The sequence below is a fragment of the Rhodococcus sp. NPDC056516 genome, assembly GCF_042794655.1.
Taxonomy (GTDB): Bacteria; Actinomycetota; Actinomycetes; order Mycobacteriales; family Mycobacteriaceae; genus Rhodococcus_F.
Window position 1 is genome coordinate 382,804 of sequence record NZ_JBHTTG010000005.1, and the last position, 18,751, is coordinate 401,554.

The 18,751-nt window shown below is 60.0% G+C and carries 16 protein-coding genes; 5 read left to right on the top strand and 11 right to left on the bottom strand.

Features of this window, described 5'->3' with window-relative positions:
• Positions 1-8 precede the first annotated feature (8 nt).
• The 8 genes from ACFQ6Y_RS17625 to ACFQ6Y_RS17660 form a co-directional block, all read right to left on the bottom strand.
• The gene (locus ACFQ6Y_RS17625) at positions 9-1,313 is read right to left on the bottom strand and encodes an NtaA/DmoA family FMN-dependent monooxygenase (protein ID WP_378635206.1); all 1,305 of its coding nucleotides are present in this window, start codon (positions 1,311-1,313) and stop codon (positions 9-11) included.
• Positions 1,310-2,149: a sulfurtransferase gene (locus tag ACFQ6Y_RS17630; protein ID WP_378635210.1), complete on the bottom strand. Its 840-nt coding sequence runs from the start codon at positions 2,147-2,149 to the stop codon at positions 1,310-1,312. Before ACFQ6Y_RS17630 ends, ACFQ6Y_RS17625 begins: the two co-directional genes overlap by 4 nt.
• A 61-nt stretch (positions 2,150-2,210) precedes the next feature.
• On the bottom strand, positions 2,211-4,178 hold the full coding sequence (locus ACFQ6Y_RS17635) for an acetyl/propionyl/methylcrotonyl-CoA carboxylase subunit alpha (RefSeq protein WP_378635214.1): 1,968 nt from the start codon (positions 4,176-4,178) through the stop codon (positions 2,211-2,213).
• Between the two features lie 5 nt (positions 4,179-4,183).
• Positions 4,184-5,785: a carboxyl transferase domain-containing protein gene (locus ACFQ6Y_RS17640; RefSeq protein ID WP_378635218.1), complete on the bottom strand. Its 1,602-nt coding sequence runs from the start codon at positions 5,783-5,785 to the stop codon at positions 4,184-4,186.
• The gene (locus ACFQ6Y_RS17645) at positions 5,772-6,971 is read right to left on the bottom strand and encodes an MFS transporter (RefSeq protein WP_378535721.1); all 1,200 of its coding nucleotides are present in this window, start codon (positions 6,969-6,971) and stop codon (positions 5,772-5,774) included. The genes ACFQ6Y_RS17640 and ACFQ6Y_RS17645 overlap by 14 nt, the downstream gene beginning before the upstream one ends.
• Positions 6,968-8,131: an aminotransferase class I/II-fold pyridoxal phosphate-dependent enzyme gene (locus ACFQ6Y_RS17650; protein ID WP_378635222.1), complete on the bottom strand. Its 1,164-nt coding sequence runs from the start codon at positions 8,129-8,131 to the stop codon at positions 6,968-6,970. Before ACFQ6Y_RS17650 ends, ACFQ6Y_RS17645 begins: the two co-directional genes overlap by 4 nt.
• A gap of 822 nt (positions 8,132-8,953) precedes the next feature.
• Complete coding sequence (locus ACFQ6Y_RS17655; protein WP_378635226.1) at positions 8,954-10,204, bottom strand: amidohydrolase; 1,251 nt, start codon at positions 10,202-10,204, stop codon at positions 8,954-8,956.
• 98 nt (positions 10,205-10,302) lie between these two features.
• Complete coding sequence (locus ACFQ6Y_RS17660; protein WP_378635694.1) at positions 10,303-10,722, bottom strand: hypothetical protein; 420 nt, start codon at positions 10,720-10,722, stop codon at positions 10,303-10,305.
• 340 nt (positions 10,723-11,062) lie between these two features.
• Between ACFQ6Y_RS17660 and ACFQ6Y_RS17665 the strand changes: the two genes are divergently transcribed.
• Both ACFQ6Y_RS17665 and ACFQ6Y_RS17670 read left to right on the top strand, forming a co-directional pair.
• The gene (locus tag ACFQ6Y_RS17665) at positions 11,063-12,760 is read left to right on the top strand and encodes a 3-ketosteroid-delta-1-dehydrogenase (RefSeq protein WP_378635230.1); all 1,698 of its coding nucleotides are present in this window, start codon (positions 11,063-11,065) and stop codon (positions 12,758-12,760) included.
• Positions 12,761-13,538: 778 nt separating this feature from the next.
• Positions 13,539-14,348 (top strand): peptidoglycan DD-metalloendopeptidase family protein, encoded by an 810-nt coding sequence (locus ACFQ6Y_RS17670; RefSeq protein ID WP_378635234.1) that lies wholly within the window; start codon positions 13,539-13,541, stop codon positions 14,346-14,348.
• Between the two features lie 52 nt (positions 14,349-14,400).
• Here ACFQ6Y_RS17670 and ACFQ6Y_RS17675 read toward each other — a convergent pair whose 3' ends face one another.
• A complete protein-coding gene (locus tag ACFQ6Y_RS17675) occupies positions 14,401-15,690 on the bottom strand; it encodes an MFS transporter (RefSeq protein ID WP_378635238.1) in 1,290 nt (429 codons plus the stop codon).
• Positions 15,691-15,771: 81 nt separating this feature from the next.
• Here ACFQ6Y_RS17675 and ACFQ6Y_RS17680 point away from each other — a divergent pair, with 81 nt between their 5' ends.
• From ACFQ6Y_RS17680 to ACFQ6Y_RS17690, 3 genes are all read left to right on the top strand, one after another.
• Positions 15,772-16,221: a winged helix-turn-helix transcriptional regulator gene (locus tag ACFQ6Y_RS17680; protein ID WP_378635243.1), complete on the top strand. Its 450-nt coding sequence runs from the start codon at positions 15,772-15,774 to the stop codon at positions 16,219-16,221.
• 22 nt (positions 16,222-16,243) lie between these two features.
• Entirely contained in the window at positions 16,244-17,005 is a 762-nt protein-coding gene (locus ACFQ6Y_RS17685) for a pentapeptide repeat-containing protein (RefSeq protein WP_378635247.1), read from the top strand.
• A gap of 90 nt (positions 17,006-17,095) precedes the next feature.
• Positions 17,096-17,506 carry a hypothetical protein gene (locus ACFQ6Y_RS17690; RefSeq protein ID WP_378635250.1) on the top strand — a complete coding sequence of 137 codons (411 nt, stop codon included), beginning with the start codon at positions 17,096-17,098 and terminating at the stop codon, positions 17,504-17,506.
• Positions 17,507-17,520: 14 nt separating this feature from the next.
• Here ACFQ6Y_RS17690 and ACFQ6Y_RS17695 read toward each other — a convergent pair whose 3' ends face one another.
• Positions 17,521-17,985: an HtaA domain-containing protein gene (locus ACFQ6Y_RS17695; RefSeq protein WP_378635697.1), complete on the bottom strand. Its 465-nt coding sequence runs from the start codon at positions 17,983-17,985 to the stop codon at positions 17,521-17,523.
• A 130-nt stretch (positions 17,986-18,115) separates the two neighbouring features.
• A complete protein-coding gene (locus ACFQ6Y_RS17700; protein WP_378635255.1) occupies positions 18,116-18,748 on the bottom strand; it encodes a TetR/AcrR family transcriptional regulator in 633 nt (210 codons plus the stop codon).
• Positions 18,749-18,751 lie beyond the last annotated feature (3 nt).

Sequence of the window (18,751 nt, forward strand, 5' to 3'; positions counted from 1 at the left end):
AGTTCCGTTCATCGTGTGGAAGTGCGAGTGGAATCGAAGATGTGGGACCGCAGGGTCGTGCCGGTGTATTCGCGCCGGAACACGCCCCGCTTTTGCAGCAGTGGCACAACAGAACTGGTGAAGTCGTCGAGCCCTCTGGGGAAGTGGGTCGCGGTGAGGATGAAACCGTCGGCCGCTCCTGATTCGAAGAGGTGTGTCAACTCGTCGGCTACCTCCTGCGGCGAGCCGACTATTTCAGGAGTGAGATCATTGCGCGCGAACAACTCTGCGGTTTCGGCGATGGTGAGATTTCGGGATTCGATCAGGCGTGCCAATCGACGTGAGGGGCCCTTACCGCGGTTGAGAACCTCGGCGATCGGAGTGGTCGGATCGAACTCCGACAAGTTGAGCCCTGCGGAGTGGGAGACCCACTCGATTGCTGCATCCGGATGGATAAGGGATCGCAGATACTCCTGCCGTTCCTTCGCGATGCTCGTCGTCTCGCCGACAATTGGTTGCACAGCGGCGACGAGGCGCACCGAATCAGGGTCGCGTCCGGCCTCTTCCGCGTAGCCGCGAATTGCCGTGCGCTTCGCTCGAAGATCTTCCTCCAACGGGTCGATCGCAAAGACCAGATCTGCCCACCGCCCACCGAACTCGCGCCCTCGGTCGGATTCACCCGCCTGGATGAAGACCGGCCGGCCTTGAGGTGATTGCGGCAGGGTGAGTGGTCCCTGTACCGACAGGTACTTGCCCTTGTAATCGGCGGCATGAATCTTGCTCGTATCTGCGTAGATTCCGCTGTCGCGATCAGCCAGAACGGCATCATCTTCCCACGACGACCAAAGTGCGGTGGTTGCTTCGAGGACCTCGTCTCCGCGTTCGTACAGCTCCTCTCGGGGCAGTCGGTCGACCTCGGGGAAGTTGTCGTTCGCGGGGCCAGGTGCCGTCATGACGATGTTCCATGCTGCGCGTCCGCCGCTGAGTAGGTCGAGGCTGCCGAGGGTCCTCGCCAAGTTGTACGGACTGTTGAAACTAGCCGAAAGCGTCACGCCGAGACCAATTCGTTTCGTCGCTCCGGCCACGACCGCCGCAAGTTGCGTCGGATCATGTTGAAAGCCGGTCAGCAGACCGTATTTGGTGTGGCCGTCGACATAGTGCACTCGCTCAGGTATCAGTATCAGATCGAATTTTGCTCGTTCGGCCGCCTGTGCGTATCGCTCGTACAATTGCCTGTCCTCGAAGGAATTCTCCGAGTAGGAATGTCGCCACATTCCTGCACTGTGCATGCTCGGGAACACCATGTAGGCGCCGAGGATCATCTGTCGTGTCATCGCTTCTCTAAATTCCTTGGTGTGTGATGGATGCGAGTGGAGACGGGTCGTTCAGGGTCGGCGCTCCACCCCGACCACGATGCGATGTAGACCGCGGAGCTGATGCCGATCGCTGCCAGCGCCAGTGCATTGTGCGAAGCGGCAACGCCGCCGCCGCAATACGACACGACGGGTGTACCACTCTCGATCCCGAACTGACGGAAGTGCTCTCGCAGCTCGGCGTCGGGAAGCAGAAAACCGCTTTCGTCCAGTACATCGAGAGCAGGTGCTGATACTGCTCCGGAAATATGGCCTTGAAAGTGGAAACTGCTCGGACTGCGAGAATCGAGCAAGACGCCGGTCGTTGCCGCGCGCGCGGCATCGTCTGCGTCGGCCGGCGATACTTCTACCGAACGAGTCGGCGCGTTGGTTATCGGACCGTCCGCGTCTGTCTGCCGCTCGATCGCAGCCATCCACGCCGCCACTCCGCCGTCCAGATAGCGCACCGACCTTCCCGCCCAGTGCAAAGTGAACCACGCACGCGCGGCCAGCAGTGGGCCGTCGGGACTGTAGACGACGATGTCTGCGTCGGCCCCTATGTGTCGATCTGTGAGAGTCTTCGTGAGGATGTCGAGATCAGGCAAGGGGCGATCTCCGCGAGTTCCACCACCTTCGCCTTGAAAGTCCCTGATCGACAAAGTGACATGATTTGGTGAACTCACGATCTCGGATGCACTCGTTGTCTGTTCGCGCACAACTGTGATGACGACCGGTGCCTGGCCCAACCGAATCAATCTGAAAAGTTCGTGGGCGGATACGATCACCGAGTCTCGCTCGCCGCCCTCTGTCGAAGTCATGAAAGATACTTTCCAGCAGTTGTTTTCGCGACGGTAGTCACACGATCGCGGTAATCCTTGGTCACGGCGCAACCGCTGCCAGCACTTGCCCGGCATCAATGACGTCTCCTACCGTCACACTCACCGCCGAGACTGTCCCAGGAGAGGACGCGCGGAGGGCAGTCTCCATCTTCATGGCTTCGACGACCGCAACGACATCACCTTCCGATACCCGTGTTCCAGTCTGGAGTACAGCCAGTACAGTTCCCGGCATCTTCGAAGTGATCTCTCCGTCCCCGGATTCGGAATCCTTTGCTGTATAGATCTTCTCGCTCACCGGAACGGTCCAACCGCCGACGCATACCCACGCGCCGGTGCCGACTCCGAGACGTCCAGCGGTGGTTGCCAATCCGTCGGCGACCAGACTGAGGGTCATTTTTTCGGTTCCGCCCCTGACGAGCACGGAAATGTTCCGGCCGTCGGCGTCCACAATCCACTGGTCGCGTCGTTGTGAGATGACCGTTGTCGTTACGACTCGGCCGTCAGCTACTAGTTCGCGTCCGATCGGATCGGATCCCGCTTTGCGCAATGCTGCTCGATGTAGTCCGTGAGCGCCGGTCCAGGACGACGTAGTGACCGGCAACTGTTCCTCGACCGAAGTCCATACCAATGCAACAGCCGCGGCGGTGGCCTGGAGTTGCTCCGAATCCGGGACCAATCGAGTGAGGTGCTCGTCGACGAAGGAAGTGTGAATGTCATCCGTCCGCACAGCCGTTGTCGCCAAGAGTAATCGGAGGAAGCCTATGTTCGAGGCTCCGCCGAAGTAACTCGCATGGGCCAAAGCTCGGTCCAACGACTCCAGCGCCGCTGACCGTGTCAGCCCCCGCGCTATCACCTTTGCGATCATCGGATCGTAGAACGGCGGAATGGCGCCGACGCCCTCGAAAGCACTGTCGACGCGGACCTTCGACGGCCAGGAGACCTTCACGGAATGTGAAGGTGCGGGCCGAAACCCGTTGGACGGATCCTCGGCGTAGATTCTCGCTTGCACCGCGAAGCCTCGCAGTGCGATGTCGCGCTGCTGTAGAGGCAAGCGCGCGCCGAGGGCGATGTCAAGTTGCAGTTCGACGAGATCGACGCCCGTCACTTCTTCGGTGACCGTATGTTCGACCTGCAGGCGCGTGTTGACTTCGAGGAAGTAGTAGCGGTTTTCGGCGTCGACCAAGAATTCCACGGTGGCCGCGTTCACGTAACCGACGCCTGCGAGAAGACGGAGAGCGTCGTGCTGCATGGAACCCAGGACTGATTCGGGCACGGAAGTAGCCGGTGCCTGCTCGATGATCTTCTGATTTCTACGCTGAAGTGAGCATTCGCGGGTGAAGAAGTGAACTCCCGTGCCGTAGGAATCGAACAACACCTGCACCTCGACGTGACGCGGACGCTCCACCAGTGTCTCGATCATGAGGTCGCCGCGACCGAAGTTCCTTTTGTTCAAACCGATTGCGGAGGTGATGACCTCACGGGCATCATCACCCGGATGCAGGCGGACCATCCCCTTGCCTCCGCCACCGAACACCGGTTTCAGCAGCACCGGAACGTCGAGAGACTGAACATGACCGACGATGATGTCGGGATCGGCACTTGCCTCACCCCACGCATTGAGCGTCGGAATGCCGGCATCTGCGGCAGCCTTCTTCGCCCTCGCCTTGTCGCCGAGCATTGCGATGGATTCAGCGGCCGGACCGACGAATGTCAACCCTGCAGCGACGACTGCGGTAGCAAAATCGGAGTCTTCGGAAAGGAATCCGTAGCCCGGGTGCACGGCATCGCACCCGGCGCCGAGGGCGGCCGCAATGATTTGATCCGAATTGGTATAGGACTCAGACGGAAGGTCTCCGTCCAGGATTACCGTGCGATCGGCAAGGCGATGCCACTGTGCGTGTGAATCGACGGGGGAGGAGATCGTCACTACCGACATGCCCAGGCGGCGGGCTGTTCGCGCGATGCGTGTGACGATTTCACCTCGATTGGCGATGAGAAGTCGAGTCATTGTGCTCACATCCTGAATACGCCGAAGCGCGTTGTTCCGTGATTGCGGGGAAGCATGGACAGTGCGAGCGAAACCCAGGATCGCGTGTCGACCGGGTCGACGATCGCGTCCACCCACAGCCTGGACGCAACGTAAACCGATTCCCCTTGCCGGTCGTAACCTTCACGGATCGGCCGCTTGATTTCCTCTATTTCCTCTTCTGTGAGCGGAGTTCCGCGTGTGCGCGCAGATTCGATCTTCATCAAGGCCATCACCGATGCTGCTTGTTCCGCACCAACTACGGTTGTCTTGGCGTTCGGCCACACGGCCATGAAGTCAGGGCCTATCGAGCGTCCGCACATTGCGAGGTTTCCCGCCCCGTAGCTTCCACCGATGACGATGCTGAGCTTGGGAACTCTCGCGCAGGCAACGGCGTTGACCAGTTTCGCTCCATGCTTGGCGATACCTTCCGCTTCGTACTGCTTCCCGACCATGAATCCGTTGACGTTGTGCAGGAACAACAGTGGGATATCTCGCTGTGAACACAGCTCGACGAAGTTGGCGGCTTTGAGGGAGTCCTCCGAAAAGAGCACCCCGTCGTTCATGACGACTCCGACGGTGTACCCCTCGATGTGGCCTGTGCCGCAGACGATGGTTCGGCCGTAATTTGCTCGGTACTCGACCAATTCGCTCGCGTCGAGTAGGTGGGCCAGAACGTCGCGCGCGACGATAGGTGTTTTGGAAGAAGCCGGGATCACCGTGTCGAGCGCCTCGGGGGAATGGAGAGGCGGTCGCGGAGATCGTGACGGTGCCCGTACTTCCCGTCGATCACCTCGGGCGACGATGTCGGCGATCATTGTCAGTGCCTCGATGTCGTCGTTGGCGATGTGATCGACGACGCCGCTGATCACCCCGTGCACGTCGGCACCGCCGAGTTCCTGCGGTTCGACGTCGACACCGGTAGCAGCCTTGACCAACTGAGGACCACCGAGATAGACAGTGCCGGTGCCTCGGACGATGACGGTCTCGTCGCACATCGCCGGGATGTACGCACCTCCCGCGGTGCAAGAGCCCATGACGGCTGCGATCTGAACGATTCCGTCTGCCGACATTTCGGCGATGTTCTTGAACATCTCGCCGAAATGGTGCTCGTCGGGGAATATCTCATCCTGCATGGGGAGGAAAACACCTCCCGAGTCGACGAGATAGACACACGGCAGCCTCAATCGACGGGCGACAGCTTGCAATCGCAGTTGCTTCTTGACGGTCAGCGGGTAGTAGGTGCCGCCTTTGACAGTGGCGTCGTTTGCGAAGATGGCGCAGAGTGAGCCGCGGATGAGACCTACTCCCGTGACCAGACCGGCCGACGGGAGTTGTTCGTCGTACACCTCGAATCCGGCCAGTTGGCCGATCTCGAAGAATGGGGACTGCACGTCGAGAAGAGCGTCGATGCGTTCGCGAGCGGGCAATTTGCCGCGAGCACGATGCTTGGCGACGGACCGCTCGGGTGCCCCGTGAACGGACAAGTGTTGCGCGCCCGCGACTCGCTCACGAATCATCTTGTATGCCAACAAGTTTTGCTCCCGGGTTCCGGGGTCGAGTTGTGCGGTGCGTTCAATGACGGGCATGGGACGTACCTACTGTCGGTTCGGAGGAAGCTGTACGGAGGGAGAAGACGAGCGCCGTCGCTGCTGCGGTGATGAGTGCGATGATTGCCGACCACACGCGTTCGTCGGACGCGAGAGGTCCGACGACGGAGGCGATGCCGGCAATCCCCTGCTGCACGAGGCCGCAGTATGCGACGGCGATGGCTCCACCTTCCGCAAAATGTGTCACTGCTGATGCAGCCGAGTTCGGGAAGAGCAGCGATTGCCCGAATGTCAGTGCGACGTATCCGATCAGGAAGACGACGAGCAACGGAATGGAACCAAGCGGGGGATACCAGCAGAGCATGAGGACGAGACCTGCAACCAGCATGCATAACGCACCTCTGCGCATCAGCTTTTCCGAACCAACGGCCGTGGCCCTGCGGTTGACGTACAACGCGCCGCCGAAGTAGGCGGCTCCGTAGAGGATTCCGAAGGCCCCGAACGCCCACGGTTGCAAATTGAATCGATCGCTGAACAGGAAGGGACTCGATTGCTGGACCAGGACGATCGCGCCGAAACCCAAACCTCCCGCAATGGCCGGCTTGTAGAACTTGGGTGTCAGCACTATGGCATTCCACCGAACGACGCGTTCGTTGTTGTCGCGGACCGTGGTGTTCTCGGTATTCACCGCCACTGCAGCCAGTGCTACGCCGAACGCCCCGAGGACTCCGAAGCCGGCGCGCCACGAGGTGAACGACGCGAGTGCGCCGCCGATCAGTTGGCCACCGCCCAGCGCCACCACAAATGCCATCGACAACAGTGACAATCGGCTGGCCAGCTCCGAACCGGTGAACCTGTCCTTCACCATCATTCGCACGACGATGGCCGCGCCTCCGGCCCCGATGCCTTGCACGATCCGGCCGATCAGTAGAACGGCGGCGCTCTGGACCAAGGCCAGAGCAACGCAGGCGATCACGAACAGGGCCAAGCTGGACAACAGTGCGGTCCTACGTCCGAGGCGATCGGCCAACCGCCCCCACACGACCACCGGTAGTGCTGCACTGATCACGAACAAAGTCACCGACCACTTGACGACGGAATCCGCGATGCCCAAATCCGCGGCGATCTTCGGCAGTGAAGGGAGATAGATGGTCGTCGCCATCTGTGCTGTCAACACGACGGCACAAGCCAGCGGTGTCACTGCGACAGTGCGGCCTTCGCTCATTCGGTGACACTTCGTAGGACGTCGGCGAAACGCTCGATCGTTGCCGAAGGCAAGTCCGCGCGAAGCATCAATCTCAGCCCGGCTTTGCCTCGACCGATGACCGGAAAGAAGACCGCCGAGGTGTAGAAACCGCGTTTCAGCAGTTCCTTTGCTGCAGCGATGGTTCTTTCTTCCTCGTGGAGTGTGACGAACCGGATCGGGAGGCCATCGCCCGATGCCGGCGTGTCGACGAGTGAATCGAACTGTTCCACAACCGTTTGCAGTCGCCGTTGGCGCTTGTCGACCTCTCCGCTGTGGTGAAGTTCCACGGACGCTGCGATAGCGCCCAGCCCGGCTACATTCACACGTTGCGACCACGTCAGTGGGCCGCCGTAGCGAAGTGCTAGATCACGATTTCGGCTGCCACTGGTGCGGCTGAGTGCGATCGCGCCGCCGGAAGCGCCGAATCCCTTGTTCAGCGATGTCAGCAAGAATGTTCGATCATTCAAGCTGCCAATGAGATCCAGTACTGCACCACGGCCGTTGTGTCCGAGGACCGAGGTGCTGTGCGCCTCGTCGAGAACGAGAATCAGTCCGTATTTGGCCTGTAATGCGAACAGTTCGTTAAGCGGTGCCTTTCCACCGGTGCTGTAGACGGTGTCCGCCACGTATGCCACCTGAGAATTTGTGCGGCAGAGACTTTCGAGTTCATCGACGTCGTCGTGTCGAATGGTCACGATCGTCGTTTCGTCGGCGACGCTCGCCTTCATTGCATTCAGGCAGAAGTGTGCGTTCTTGTCGAACACCATGAGGGGAGGTTCGCCGCCGGTGAGCAATCCGGATGCGACGAGGGGGAGCAGACTCCACGCCGCGTTGGCCGCGGACCCGAGCGTGAGAACATGCGCGTCCAACAGTTCGCTCAGTGCGGCCTCGGTGTCGTCGAGGAGACGGGAGTGAACCCTCATCCGTGAGATGGAACTGTTCAACGTTCGTTCGCGCTCGAGAGCGGCGATTGCACCCGACCGAATCCGATCGTCGGTGTCGAGACCCAGATACGAGTAGGTGGAGAAGTTCTCGAATTCGTACCCTTCGGTCGTCCGGTGTTCGAAGCCTGCGACGCGGTCGGCGGTGATATCTGCCAGGCCCTCGCCGACTGCGCGATCCCAGAATGGGTTGCTCAAATCGGCAGCACGCCTGAGGTTCGAGTACAGGTTCCTATCTTTCAAGCTCTCGGCAACCGTCATTTTCGCGGCTGATCCCTTCACTGGATTCGATAGCGGAATTAATGCGTTGATGCACGAAGGAGCATCACGTCAGTGGGCATCGCTAATTGAGAACGAAAGACAATTCGATGTCAAGCATTGCCAGTTGAAATGCCGCGAAAAGTGAAGAGAACCCTGCGGTTTGGAATTAGTTGAATCTAGGACTTTTGCAGTTCTTCCAGTTCAAGGCCGGTGATGAATTATCACGATTTCCCGTGGTAAATCGGAAAATGCCGTGAGTCACACGCTGATCAGTGTTTACCGGCGATGATCGAGGAATTTTATGATCCGGGTGCGTGAAAGGGTTGGCCTGGATGCGATAAGGCTTCAGACCTGATGGTCTCCGTCAATACTTCGGAGTGTTTTGTAGTCAGGAGTGGCCTATCTGGAATTGAATTTCTTCGAGGTAAATAGTGTGAAACTCGAAGACGGAGATGGGTAAAGCTTGTCAAGTTCTTTACTTGCGGCTATTGATGGTGTGCGGTTGAACCGGCAATGATTCAGCTTCGTCGGAACCACTTACCGCGCAGAATCATCAGTATCCGGTCTGTCCGCCGATGACGACGAAGACGATCCAGAGAAACTGCGCCAAGAAAACTCGGGATCGACTGTCATTGCTCGGGTATGCGCGTACTTCGAATCGTGCACGTCCATCGATCGGTCTGCTGCAGCGTCATGCAATGTCAACTGCCTCGCTCCCTTGAATTCACATGGAGGGAGCCCAGTGGAGACGCGATGACGTCAGGGAATTGGTAGCCACGTCCTGGCCGCGACGACCAAGGCGTTCACGCCGATTGTCAGGGTCGGCTCGATTACGGGAGCGTAGTGCGGCGAATGGTTCGACGGCACGGTTCGCAGGGCTGGGTCGGTCATGTCACCTGTCGTGAACAGGGAAGGGTCGGTGCCGCCGAGCAACCAGTACGACAGTGGGGCACCGGCGCTGGTCGCGAGAATGCCGACATCCTCACTTCCCGCTCCTGCGCCAGGATCGAGAATCTTGTTGTTCCCCAGCCATTCGGCAAAGGCATCGAGTGTCTTGTCCAGCGCTGCCGGATCATTGACGACGATGGGAAAGTGCTCTGTCTCGGTGATAGTCGGTGGGGTGGGTGCGCCGGCAGTGGCCGCCTCGCCCCGGACGATGCGGTCGACACTGTCGAGGATTCGTTGACGCACACCGGCGTCGTAGCTACGGATGTTGAGTTGGAGTTCCGCTTCGCCGGGAATGACGTTGGCGGCATCTCCAGCATGAATGGAGCCGACGGTGAGGACCGCCGTCGCGGTGCTCGGCACTTCGCGTGAAATGACAGTTTGCAGGCGGAGCACGGTTTCGGCTGCCATGACCACGGGATCGACGGAGTTCTCCGGCATCGATCCGTGCGCGCCTTTTCCGACCAGTCGCACACGCAACGAGTCCGATCCCGCGTACGAAGGCCCAGCATGCCCGGCGATGGTGCCTGCCGGTAGTGGAGCCACGTGTTGTCCGAGGACGATGTCGGGCTTCGGGAATCGCTCGAACAGTCCGTCGTCGACCATGGCCTGCGCACCTGCGCCAAGTTCTTCGGCCGGTTGGAAGACGAGGACGAGAGTGCCGGACCAGGTCGTCGTGTCCTGAGCAAGAATTCGGGCTGCACCGAGTAGACAGGTTGTGTGCAGGTCATGGCCGCACGCGTGACTGACCGAGACGGATTTCCCCTGATCGTCGGTGGTCGTCACCGTGCTGGCGTAGTCCAAGCCGGTTTCTTCTCGAACCGGGAGGGCGTCCATGTCCGCACGCAGTAGCGCAGTAGGTCCCGCTCCGTTCTTCAGGACGGCGACGACTCCGGTCGAGCCGACCCCGGTTGTGATGTCGAATCCCAATGCTGCCAAATGTTTTTCGACGATCTTGGATGTTCTATCCTCGTGAAACCCCAGCTCCGGGTGGCTGTGGAGGTCCTTGTAGACGTCGATCAGGTTTGGATCCACGGCGACGGTTTCGTGCACAGTCGAGGTCATGAGCGTCCTCTCGGTAGCGTCTTTTCAGGCTAACCGGGATGACGTGTCGGCAAACACGACCTAGGTCCCATCGCGGCCGTGATTCGGAGTTCGGATGCTTACGGCACGTAGAACGATGCGACGCCTGGGGTGATCGTTCCGGTGACGGACAGGACGGCGACAGCGACTTGGCCGGTTCCGGTCTGAACGATCGCCTCTGCCGGGAATCCGTGCAGGCCGTCCGAGAGTCGGGCGGAACCGGAGGCCCCGGTCGAGAGGTTCAGCCAGCGCACTTCGGACGAGAGCAGGCATCCCCACCGGTCTTCCTTGCCGCCGGTGATCGTCACCGTGCCGGGTTGGTCGCCGACCACAGCTACGCAGCGGACTGCGGGCGCGTCGAAGCTGCCGTTCGGGTTGCCGTACGGCGCAGGGTTGACCTGGAATGGAATGGTTACCGCTGCAGATGCGAGCGCTACCGGCGTCAGAGCCGAAACGATCGCGACAGATGCGCAGACGCTCAGTCGGCGAACGAGATTCATCACGAGAGATCTCCAATGTCCAGGTTGTTCATTCCCCGACGCACAGCTCGGTTCTTCGTGTGCCCGGAACTCGTCCAGCAATGTCGTTTGCAGTGGCCACTTTCCAACACTGTCGTGATCGAAGGGACAGCCTCACCATATCCGCTCGAATCGGAGAATTCAGAGATTGGCGATGATGCGATCGACGGGACCCTGCGGTGAGCGCCGCAATGCGTCAACCGTGACCGGGTGCTGTTTGAGCACCCCGCGTGCAGTGTCCCGCTGAATGGGCATTCGGACCCTACTGCGCCGCGACTGCCCTAGCGTTTGCGTCGATAAACCACGTGAAGGGATTCGTTCAATGGCTAAGAATCAGGCACCCCCCGCGACTCGAGCCCATGACATCGCTGTCGACCTGCTTGTGATCGGGTCCGGTACCGGCATGGCTGCGGCCCTCACCGCGAACGAGCTCGGCTTGTCCACGCTGATCGTGGAGAAGACGCAGTACGTTGGCGGTTCGACGGCGCGGTCCGGTGGGGCGTTTTGGATGCCTGCCAACGCGGTACTGGCGGAAGCCGGTGCGGGCGACACCGTTGCGCGCGCGAAGACCTATGTGCATGCGGCGGTTGGTGATACGGCACCCGCCGCACGTGGTGAGGCGTTCGTCGACAACAGTGCCGCCACGGTCGACATGCTCAGTCGCACGACGCCCATGAAGTTTTTCTGGGCCAAGGAATACTCCGATTACCACCCCGAACTGCCGGGCGGCAGCGCGGCCGGCCGCACTTGCGAGTGCCAGCCCTTCGACGCGTCGGTACTGGGCGCCGAACGCGGGCGCCTGCGCCCCGGCCTGATGGAAGCCGGGCTTCCGATGCCGGTCACTGGCGCGGACTACAAATGGATGAACCTGATGGTGAAGAAGCCGACCAAGGCTTTTCCGCGCATCATCCGTCGCTTGGCGCAGGGCGTTTACGGTAAGTACGTCCTCAAGCGTGAATACATCGCCGGCGGTCAGGCGCTCGCAGCGGGCCTGTTCGCCGGTGTGGTGCAAGCAGGTATCCCGGTGTGGACGGAAACGTCGTTGGTTCGGCTCGTCACCGAGGGCGACCGCGTGACCGGTGCGATCGTCGTGCAAGACGGTCGCGAGGTGACAGTGACGGCCCGCCGCGGTGTCGTTCTGGCCGCCGGCGGGTTCGACCACAACATGGAATGGCGTCACAAGTACCAGTCGGAGAGCCTCGGAGAGCACGAGAGCCTGGGCGCAGAGGGCAACATCGGCGAGGCGATCGAGGCTGCCCAGGAGTTGGGCGCGGGTATCGGCTCGATGGATCAGTCATGGTGGTTCCCCGCAGTGGCGAGCATCAAGGGACGACCGCCAATGGTGATGCTCGCGGAGCGTGCGCTGCCTGGCTCGTTCATCGTCGACCACACCGGTCGTCGATTCGTCAACGAGGCAACCGACTACATGACGTTCGGTCAGCGCGTGCTCGAAAGGGAGAAGGCGGGCGACCCTGCCGAGTCCATGTGGTTCGTTTTCGACCAGGAGTACCGCAACAGTTACGTGTTCGCAGGCGGCATCTTCCCGCGTCAGCCCCTTCCACCAGCGTTCTTCGAGTCCGGTATCGCGCACAAGGCGAGCAGTCCGGCCGAGCTTGCCCGCAAGGTCGGACTTCCCGAGGATGCTTTTGCCGAGTCCTTCGAGAAGTTCAACGAGGCCGCAGCTGCCGGTAGCGATGCGGAATTCGGTCGCGGCGGAAGTGCATACGATCGGTACTACGGCGACCCGACAGTGTCCCCGAACCCGAACCTGAGGAAGCTCGACACGAGTGCCCTCTACGCGGTGAAGATGACGCTCAGCGACCTCGGCACCTGCGGTGGCGTGGAGGCCGACGATCGAGCGCGCGTGCTTCGTGAGGACGGCAGCGTCATCGACGGCCTGTACGCGATCGGCAATACCGCGGCCAACGCATTCGGACACTCTTACCCGGGCGCTGGCGCGACGATCGGCCAGGGCTTGGTTTACGGATACATCGCCGCGCATCACGCAGCAGAGCGGTAGCTCTACCGAACAACAGATCTACCTGAACGGGAGATCAGCGCACGTTCCGATACCGGGACATGCACTGGTCTCCCGTTCGACGTTCAGGTGACGTCGAGGCGGGTGCAATTTCGACCGGTCGGGTCGACCTGGCAAAAACAGGTATGTATCCAGGTAATTCAACCGTCGTGTGGAGCACCATGAAGCGACAGCGTATGGGGTGATTCTCATCCGCAACGCAAGGATCCGCATGTTCCACCCCAATCTCGACCGCCCGTGCAGACACCCGCCCTGTCGATCTGCAACCGAAATTCCTTCGGTTCGGCGTGGCGACATTCGTGGCCCACGATCAAGGATCGGTTCCCGCCCTGCCGCGAGTTGGCTCGGGATTTTGACAGTGCTTTCACCAGTACTGACGGAATAGTCTCCGGACCTGCTCTCCGTCCACCCGCGTGACAAGTCCGCGGGGCACAGGACGAGCGCACCACAGTGTGGTCCGTGATGCGAGCTAGCGCGCTCAGGTGTTCGCTGTTGTGGCCGTTTCCGTGCCACAGACCATGCCGTCGAAGATCCACGAGCTCGTCGGATTCTCGACATTTCGATCAGTACCCATGCGTCCCGCTGTCGCTAGAGTTGCCGCTCTGGTTATCACCGGGGCGCATTCCGAAAAATTCACTCCAACGGAGTCGGTGCTGTCTGCCGTACCGCTCAGCACGTACCGAGTGCTGCCCGCAGGTAGAGCGTTGCACCTGCTCCGATCACATCAGTCAAGGAAAAAATGAGTAAGCACAGAAAACCCATGCGTTCCAACACGAAACGATTCATCGCTGCCACTGCGGGCGTGAGTGCTCTTGTGGGTGCCGGAGCGGTCGTCAATGCAGGTATCGCCGGTGCGCAAGGTTGGTCGGCGAGTTGTAACTGGGAGTGGCCGGTAGACGGGGCGCTGTCACAGGGCTTCCATGCAGGACATGACGGCGTCGACTTCGCCGTAAACGTAGGCACCGTGCTCCACGCACCGACGTCGGGCACGATTTCGGTTGCAGGACCGAACGATCCGGGTGGATACGGGACATACATCCAGTTGGAAGCGGACTCGGGCGCGCAGATTCAGATGGGTCACCTCTCCGAAACATGGGTCGGTGTGGGGCAGCATGTCGAGGTAGGCGATCAGATCGGGGCAACGGGCAACACCGGTAGTTCCACCGGGCCACACCTGCATCTGCGGATTCACAATGGTGGCGCCGTCGATCCCATGGCCTTCCTGAGTTCGGTCGGCGCATGCGACACCGGCTCGAGCATTGTTCCTGCGCCTGCGCCTGCACCTGCACCTGCACCTGCGCCTGCACCTGAACCTGAACCCGAGCCTGAAGTGGTACCCGAATCCGTGCCGGATCCGGTAGTCGAGTCTGCAACGTTCGAATCTTCACCGGCAGAGAGCATTCCGGAGTCTGCGTCTCAGACGTCGGGTGAAGCGGTGATCGTCGCGGCCGGTGATACGTTGTTCGGCCTCGGTGCCGAAAGGGGGCTCACCTGGCAACAGGTTTGGGACATGAACCCACAGATCGTCAATCCCGATCAGATCTTCGTGGGCGACGTAATCGCTCTGTAAGAGTGGAGGATTCGATGCTGAGTGAGGGTAGACGACTGGTATTCGATCACGTTCAGTAGTTGCGTTCATTCTGAATCCCAGTTGGTGCGTGAGGACTCTGCAGCCGGGCCGTGTTGCGGCCCGGCTGTTTTCGTGCCCGCGATGTGCGCGTCAGGTCGACGATCCAGACGATCAATGCAGCGGCAGCGTACCCGCCCCCGACGGCGCTCGAAGCACCCCAACCCGCGGCATGGAAGACCATGGTGGTGGAAATCGCTCCGATTGCGCTGCCCAGCGAATAGAACACCATGTAGCTGCCGATGATGCGGCCGGCCGATTCCGGTGCATGGGCGACTATGAGATTCTGACTTGTGACGTGTACAGCCTGGACGGCGAAGTCCAATGCAATCACGCCGATCGCGAGCAGAACAAGAGAGTGCGTAGCCTGCGCGCTCAGCACCCACGAGAGTACGAGAACGATCAGGGACAAGCCGGTGACGCGCTGCGACTTGCCTTCGTCTGCCCATCGGCCGGCGCTGATTGCACCCAGTGCGCCGACAAGTCCGGCTATACCGAACAGCCCGATCTGTGTTGTGGACAATCGCCACGGTTCCTCGCTCAGTGGCAGGGTCATACCGCTCCACAATGCACCGAAGGACGCAAAGAGGAACAGTGTGATCAGCGCCCGGGTGCGGAATACTCGGTTCGTAGTTGTCAATGTCACGACTGACCCGACTGCCCGCGCGTAACTGCCCTTCTTCCGTCGTGGGCACACGTCTTTCGGCAACATCGCCAAAGCGACCGCGGCGATCAGAAGAGAGAGAACGGCAGACCCCGAATAGACCGCCCGCCAGCCGGCCAGATCGGCAACCAGTCCCGCCACGGTGCGGGCGAGGATGATGCCCACCACGACGCCACTGGTGATGACGCCGATGTTTGCGCCCCGCTCCTCCGGGTGGCTGATCGCTGCGGCGTAGGCAACTATGACTTGGACGACGACTGAGAATGCGCCTGCGACGGTGGTGCCGATCAACAGTTGAAGACTCGTGGTGGAAAATGCGACAAGCATCATTCCCGTTGCGGCAGCACCTATCTGGAGTGCGATCAGATTCCTGCGGTCCACCAGGTCGCTCAGTGGCACCAGCACAATCAGCCCTGCGAGGTAGCCGAGTTGGGCGAGTGCAACGACTAGTCCGAGACCGGCCGCTGGAAGTGACAGGTCCGCCCCGATTTGGCCGAGAAGTGGCTGTGCGTAGTAAATGTTTGCTACCGAGACCCCGCAGAGGACAGCCAAAAGGATGCGCAGTCTGTGAGGCATCCCGTGCCTGGTCGGCGCGGCCTCGTGTGCGGCATGATTGACCACTTTCACTCCATTTGGTTGCGTTTTGATACCATTTGAAGGCTATGTCATATCGGTTTCAAAACGCAACCAAAGAGGAATTTGATGGTTGATCGCATGCAGTGGACGGACTCTCACTGCCCGGTGGCTAGAGCAGCCGACATCATCGGGGACCGCTGGTCGCTGCTGATCGTGCGGGATGCCTTCGACGGGGCGCGCAGATTCAGTCAGTTTCAGCGCAACCTCGGCATCGCGAAGAACATTCTGACCGACAGGCTGCGGAGCCTTGTCGAACAGGAGATCCTGGAGGTTCGAGCAAACGAACAGGGGACCAGGAACGAGTACGTCTTGACCGCACGTGGCGCGGATCTGTTCACCGTGATCGTGAGTTTGCGTCAGTGGGGCGAGCGCCACGCGTTCGACGACGGTGAACCATTTTCGACGTTGGTCGACGACGCGACGGGAGATCCTGTGCCGACGCTGCGATTAGCCAATGCACAGGAAATCGAACTTGATGTGGCAAATACGCACGTACGGAAGGTCGATCTCGATTGATACTCCATTCAGCGGGACCGCTGTGAAGCGATCCGACATCGATGTTCTGCGCCGCCGTTGGTCAGACGAGGATGTCGAGAAATTACGGGCAGAGTTGCTTGATCAGTCGCGGATCGTCAAGCCACCTCACGCGCTCACCTCGCCATGGACGGAGACTGCCGACGGGTTGGTGGATTTGCGTGGCCTGACGGCAGGTAGCGGTGGTATCGATATCAGATTCCTCACTCTGGAACGCATCGACCTGAGCTTCGTCAAGGGTGCACTGTCAGTCTTCGAGTCCGAACTATTCGACTGCCGTTTCGATTTCGCCATGTTGACCGGTCAGCCGCGCATCAATCGCAGATTCGAGCGGTGCAGTTTCCGCGGTGCCACGCTCTCCCGTCTGGCTCTGGGGCCGCAGATCGTCGATTGCGATTTCACCGGAGCGAAAGCACTGCGGCTCAGGTCAGTGCCCAATACTGTGTTCGAGCGCTGCATATTCGACGGCGCGGACCTGACCGGTGCGCAGTTCTCGGACACGTCTTTCGTAGATTGCACCTTCGGCGCCGCGCGATTCTCCCCATCCTCGAGCTTCCTGCGGTGCTCCTTCACCCGCACCGTCGTCGAGTTCTCCACCGCGCGGGTGTCGCGAACGACGAGCGACGGGCTCGAGGTGCCGGACCAGTGGGCGGGTGAAGCAGATGCGACCGTCGCGTTGGAGCAGTATGCCGCGGGCTACGCCCAAGCACTTGGCGCGGGAGAAGAGGGTGGAATGGGTCTCGATCCCGAAACTCAGGATCGATAGTTCGAGTTGGAATCGGGGGAGCGTCGTCAGGTGATTTCGGCGAGCGCTTGCTCGAAGGCCAGGTCACAGATATGTCCTAGTGTTTCGACCATGGATACTCGCAGGATCTCGTTCAGAACGGTGTTCGGTGGGCCCTCGATACCGCCAGACTTCATCGAGGAGTTGGTTCGGCTCCGGAACCGAATGAGAAGTGTGGAGTTCCAGTACGACTTCGACCTGTTCGTCGTCGTTGGTGGAGACATCACCGTGGTGACCGACCCGACCGGCCTTCGGGTTCCGCGCGTGTTTCTGAGGCGACGTACGACAACGGCGCAGATTCAGATGAACAGTGCCGACGTGATGAATGCTTCCGACCCGCGTGCATTCCTGTTCCAGACAATCCATTCGACCATGGTGGAATTGATCAGCCGAATCGCCGCCCGCGACAACGACTTCGACGCGGACGACGAACTGCGGAAGATCGAGTTCTTGGTCCTGGACGGTATCGGTGAGCCCCAGTGACCACCCGCGCTCTGTCAGCGCGGGCCAACTTCGATTGTCAACGGCGAAAGCTTTGTTCCTGAAGGATAATTGGCGCCGAAGACCATCGAGCCTGCGGCAGTCACCCGAACCTGGGCGCGCACGGCTGATTCCGAGCTCTCGACGCTGTCGAGGGTCGCAATCACGATGCGTTCCGACCCGTCAAGGGCAGTCCGTACACTCAGTTGCCCTTGCGACTCGGCCAAACGAACCTCAGGATCGGCGATGACGATATCCAGGAGTCCGTCGTGCGCGCGGAGGTGGATCTCGCCGCTGTACTGGGCGATCCGAGTCCCATCGGGTTCATGACGATCTGCGAGGAATGGCCAGATCAGTTCGTCATTCTCCTCGACTACGGCAGACACATATGTAATCTCGCCAAGTGCTCGAACGTATTGCAGCAATGACTCTTTCACTGACCATCTCAGTGGTGTGACGTTTCTGTGCTTTGGTGTTTCCACAGTATACTCAATTCTTTGTACCGGCCATGCGGGTCGGCGACGATCGGATCTCAACGCTAACCGGAGATTGGACCAAGCGGGGCTGACATGGTCAGCTCCCGGTTCGGTCGAGTTTTTTTACAACTCGAGATTATGATTCAGAAGAACTGCTGTTGAACTTGATGCCGCCGAGAACCAGGTCGACCACTGATTCGATGTATTTAGCGGCGCCGGATTCGAATTCTTTGAGTTTCGACATCGGGGTCATTAAAAAATGGTGCTCAATTGTTCCTGCCACGGCATCAAGTATCAAGGCTGGCGATGTGCCTTTCGCGATCTCGCCGCGTTCGATTGCGCGAAAGACAATTTCACGACCACCAACGATGCGTTCATTTCGAAATTCGGCTATTTCACCCTCAAATAATTCTGGGTATATCTTTGCATCAATCATGGCTCGCATTCGTGCTGAGCCATGCTCGCCGAGCAGACTTTCTACCGTTACTTGGCCAACAAAAACCAGATCTCCACGAAGGGTTCCGGTATCGAAGTCAGCGACGGTAATTTTGCTGGATCGCAACGCAGCCGTCATTATCTGTTCTTTTGTTTGCCATCGTCGATACAGGGCTGCTTTTCCAACCTTGGCGTGTCGCGCAATTAGGTCGAGATTCAATCTTGCCCACCCAAGATTCCCGTACAATTCCAGCGTCGCGGACAGAATACGTGCTTCTATGTTCGGATCGCTTGGTCGCCCACGGCCAGAGGGTTGCGGGATGGCACGTGACATGAG

What these genes read in the sequence shown, in the direction of transcription:
- ACFQ6Y_RS17640 (WP_378635218.1), bottom strand. Translation starts at nt 5,785, where the DNA reads ATGCCCGTCATTGAACGCACCGCACAACTCGACCCCGGAACCCGGGAG.
- ACFQ6Y_RS17630 (WP_378635210.1), bottom strand. Translation starts at nt 2,149, where the DNA reads ATGACTTCGACAGAGGGCGGCGAGCGAGACTCGGTGATCGTATCCGCC.
- ACFQ6Y_RS17700 (WP_378635255.1), bottom strand. Translation starts at nt 18,748, where the DNA reads ATGTCACGTGCCATCCCGCAACCCTCTGGCCGTGGGCGACCAAGCGAT.
- ACFQ6Y_RS17680 (WP_378635243.1), top strand. Translation starts at nt 15,772, where the DNA reads ATGGTTGATCGCATGCAGTGGACGGACTCTCACTGCCCGGTGGCTAGA.
- ACFQ6Y_RS17645 (WP_378535721.1), bottom strand. Translation starts at nt 6,971, where the DNA reads ATGAGCGAAGGCCGCACTGTCGCAGTGACACCGCTGGCTTGTGCCGTC.
- ACFQ6Y_RS17670 (WP_378635234.1), top strand. Translation starts at nt 13,539, where the DNA reads ATGCGTTCCAACACGAAACGATTCATCGCTGCCACTGCGGGCGTGAGT.
- ACFQ6Y_RS17625 (WP_378635206.1), bottom strand. Translation starts at nt 1,313, where the DNA reads ATGACACGACAGATGATCCTCGGCGCCTACATGGTGTTCCCGAGCATG.
- ACFQ6Y_RS17665 (WP_378635230.1), top strand. Translation starts at nt 11,063, where the DNA reads ATGGCTAAGAATCAGGCACCCCCCGCGACTCGAGCCCATGACATCGCT.
- ACFQ6Y_RS17660 (WP_378635694.1), bottom strand. Translation starts at nt 10,722, where the DNA reads ATGAATCTCGTTCGCCGACTGAGCGTCTGCGCATCTGTCGCGATCGTT.
- ACFQ6Y_RS17635 (WP_378635214.1), bottom strand. Translation starts at nt 4,178, where the DNA reads ATGACTCGACTTCTCATCGCCAATCGAGGTGAAATCGTCACACGCATC.
- ACFQ6Y_RS17655 (WP_378635226.1), bottom strand. Translation starts at nt 10,204, where the DNA reads ATGACCTCGACTGTGCACGAAACCGTCGCCGTGGATCCAAACCTGATC.
- ACFQ6Y_RS17690 (WP_378635250.1), top strand. Translation starts at nt 17,096, where the DNA reads ATGGATACTCGCAGGATCTCGTTCAGAACGGTGTTCGGTGGGCCCTCG.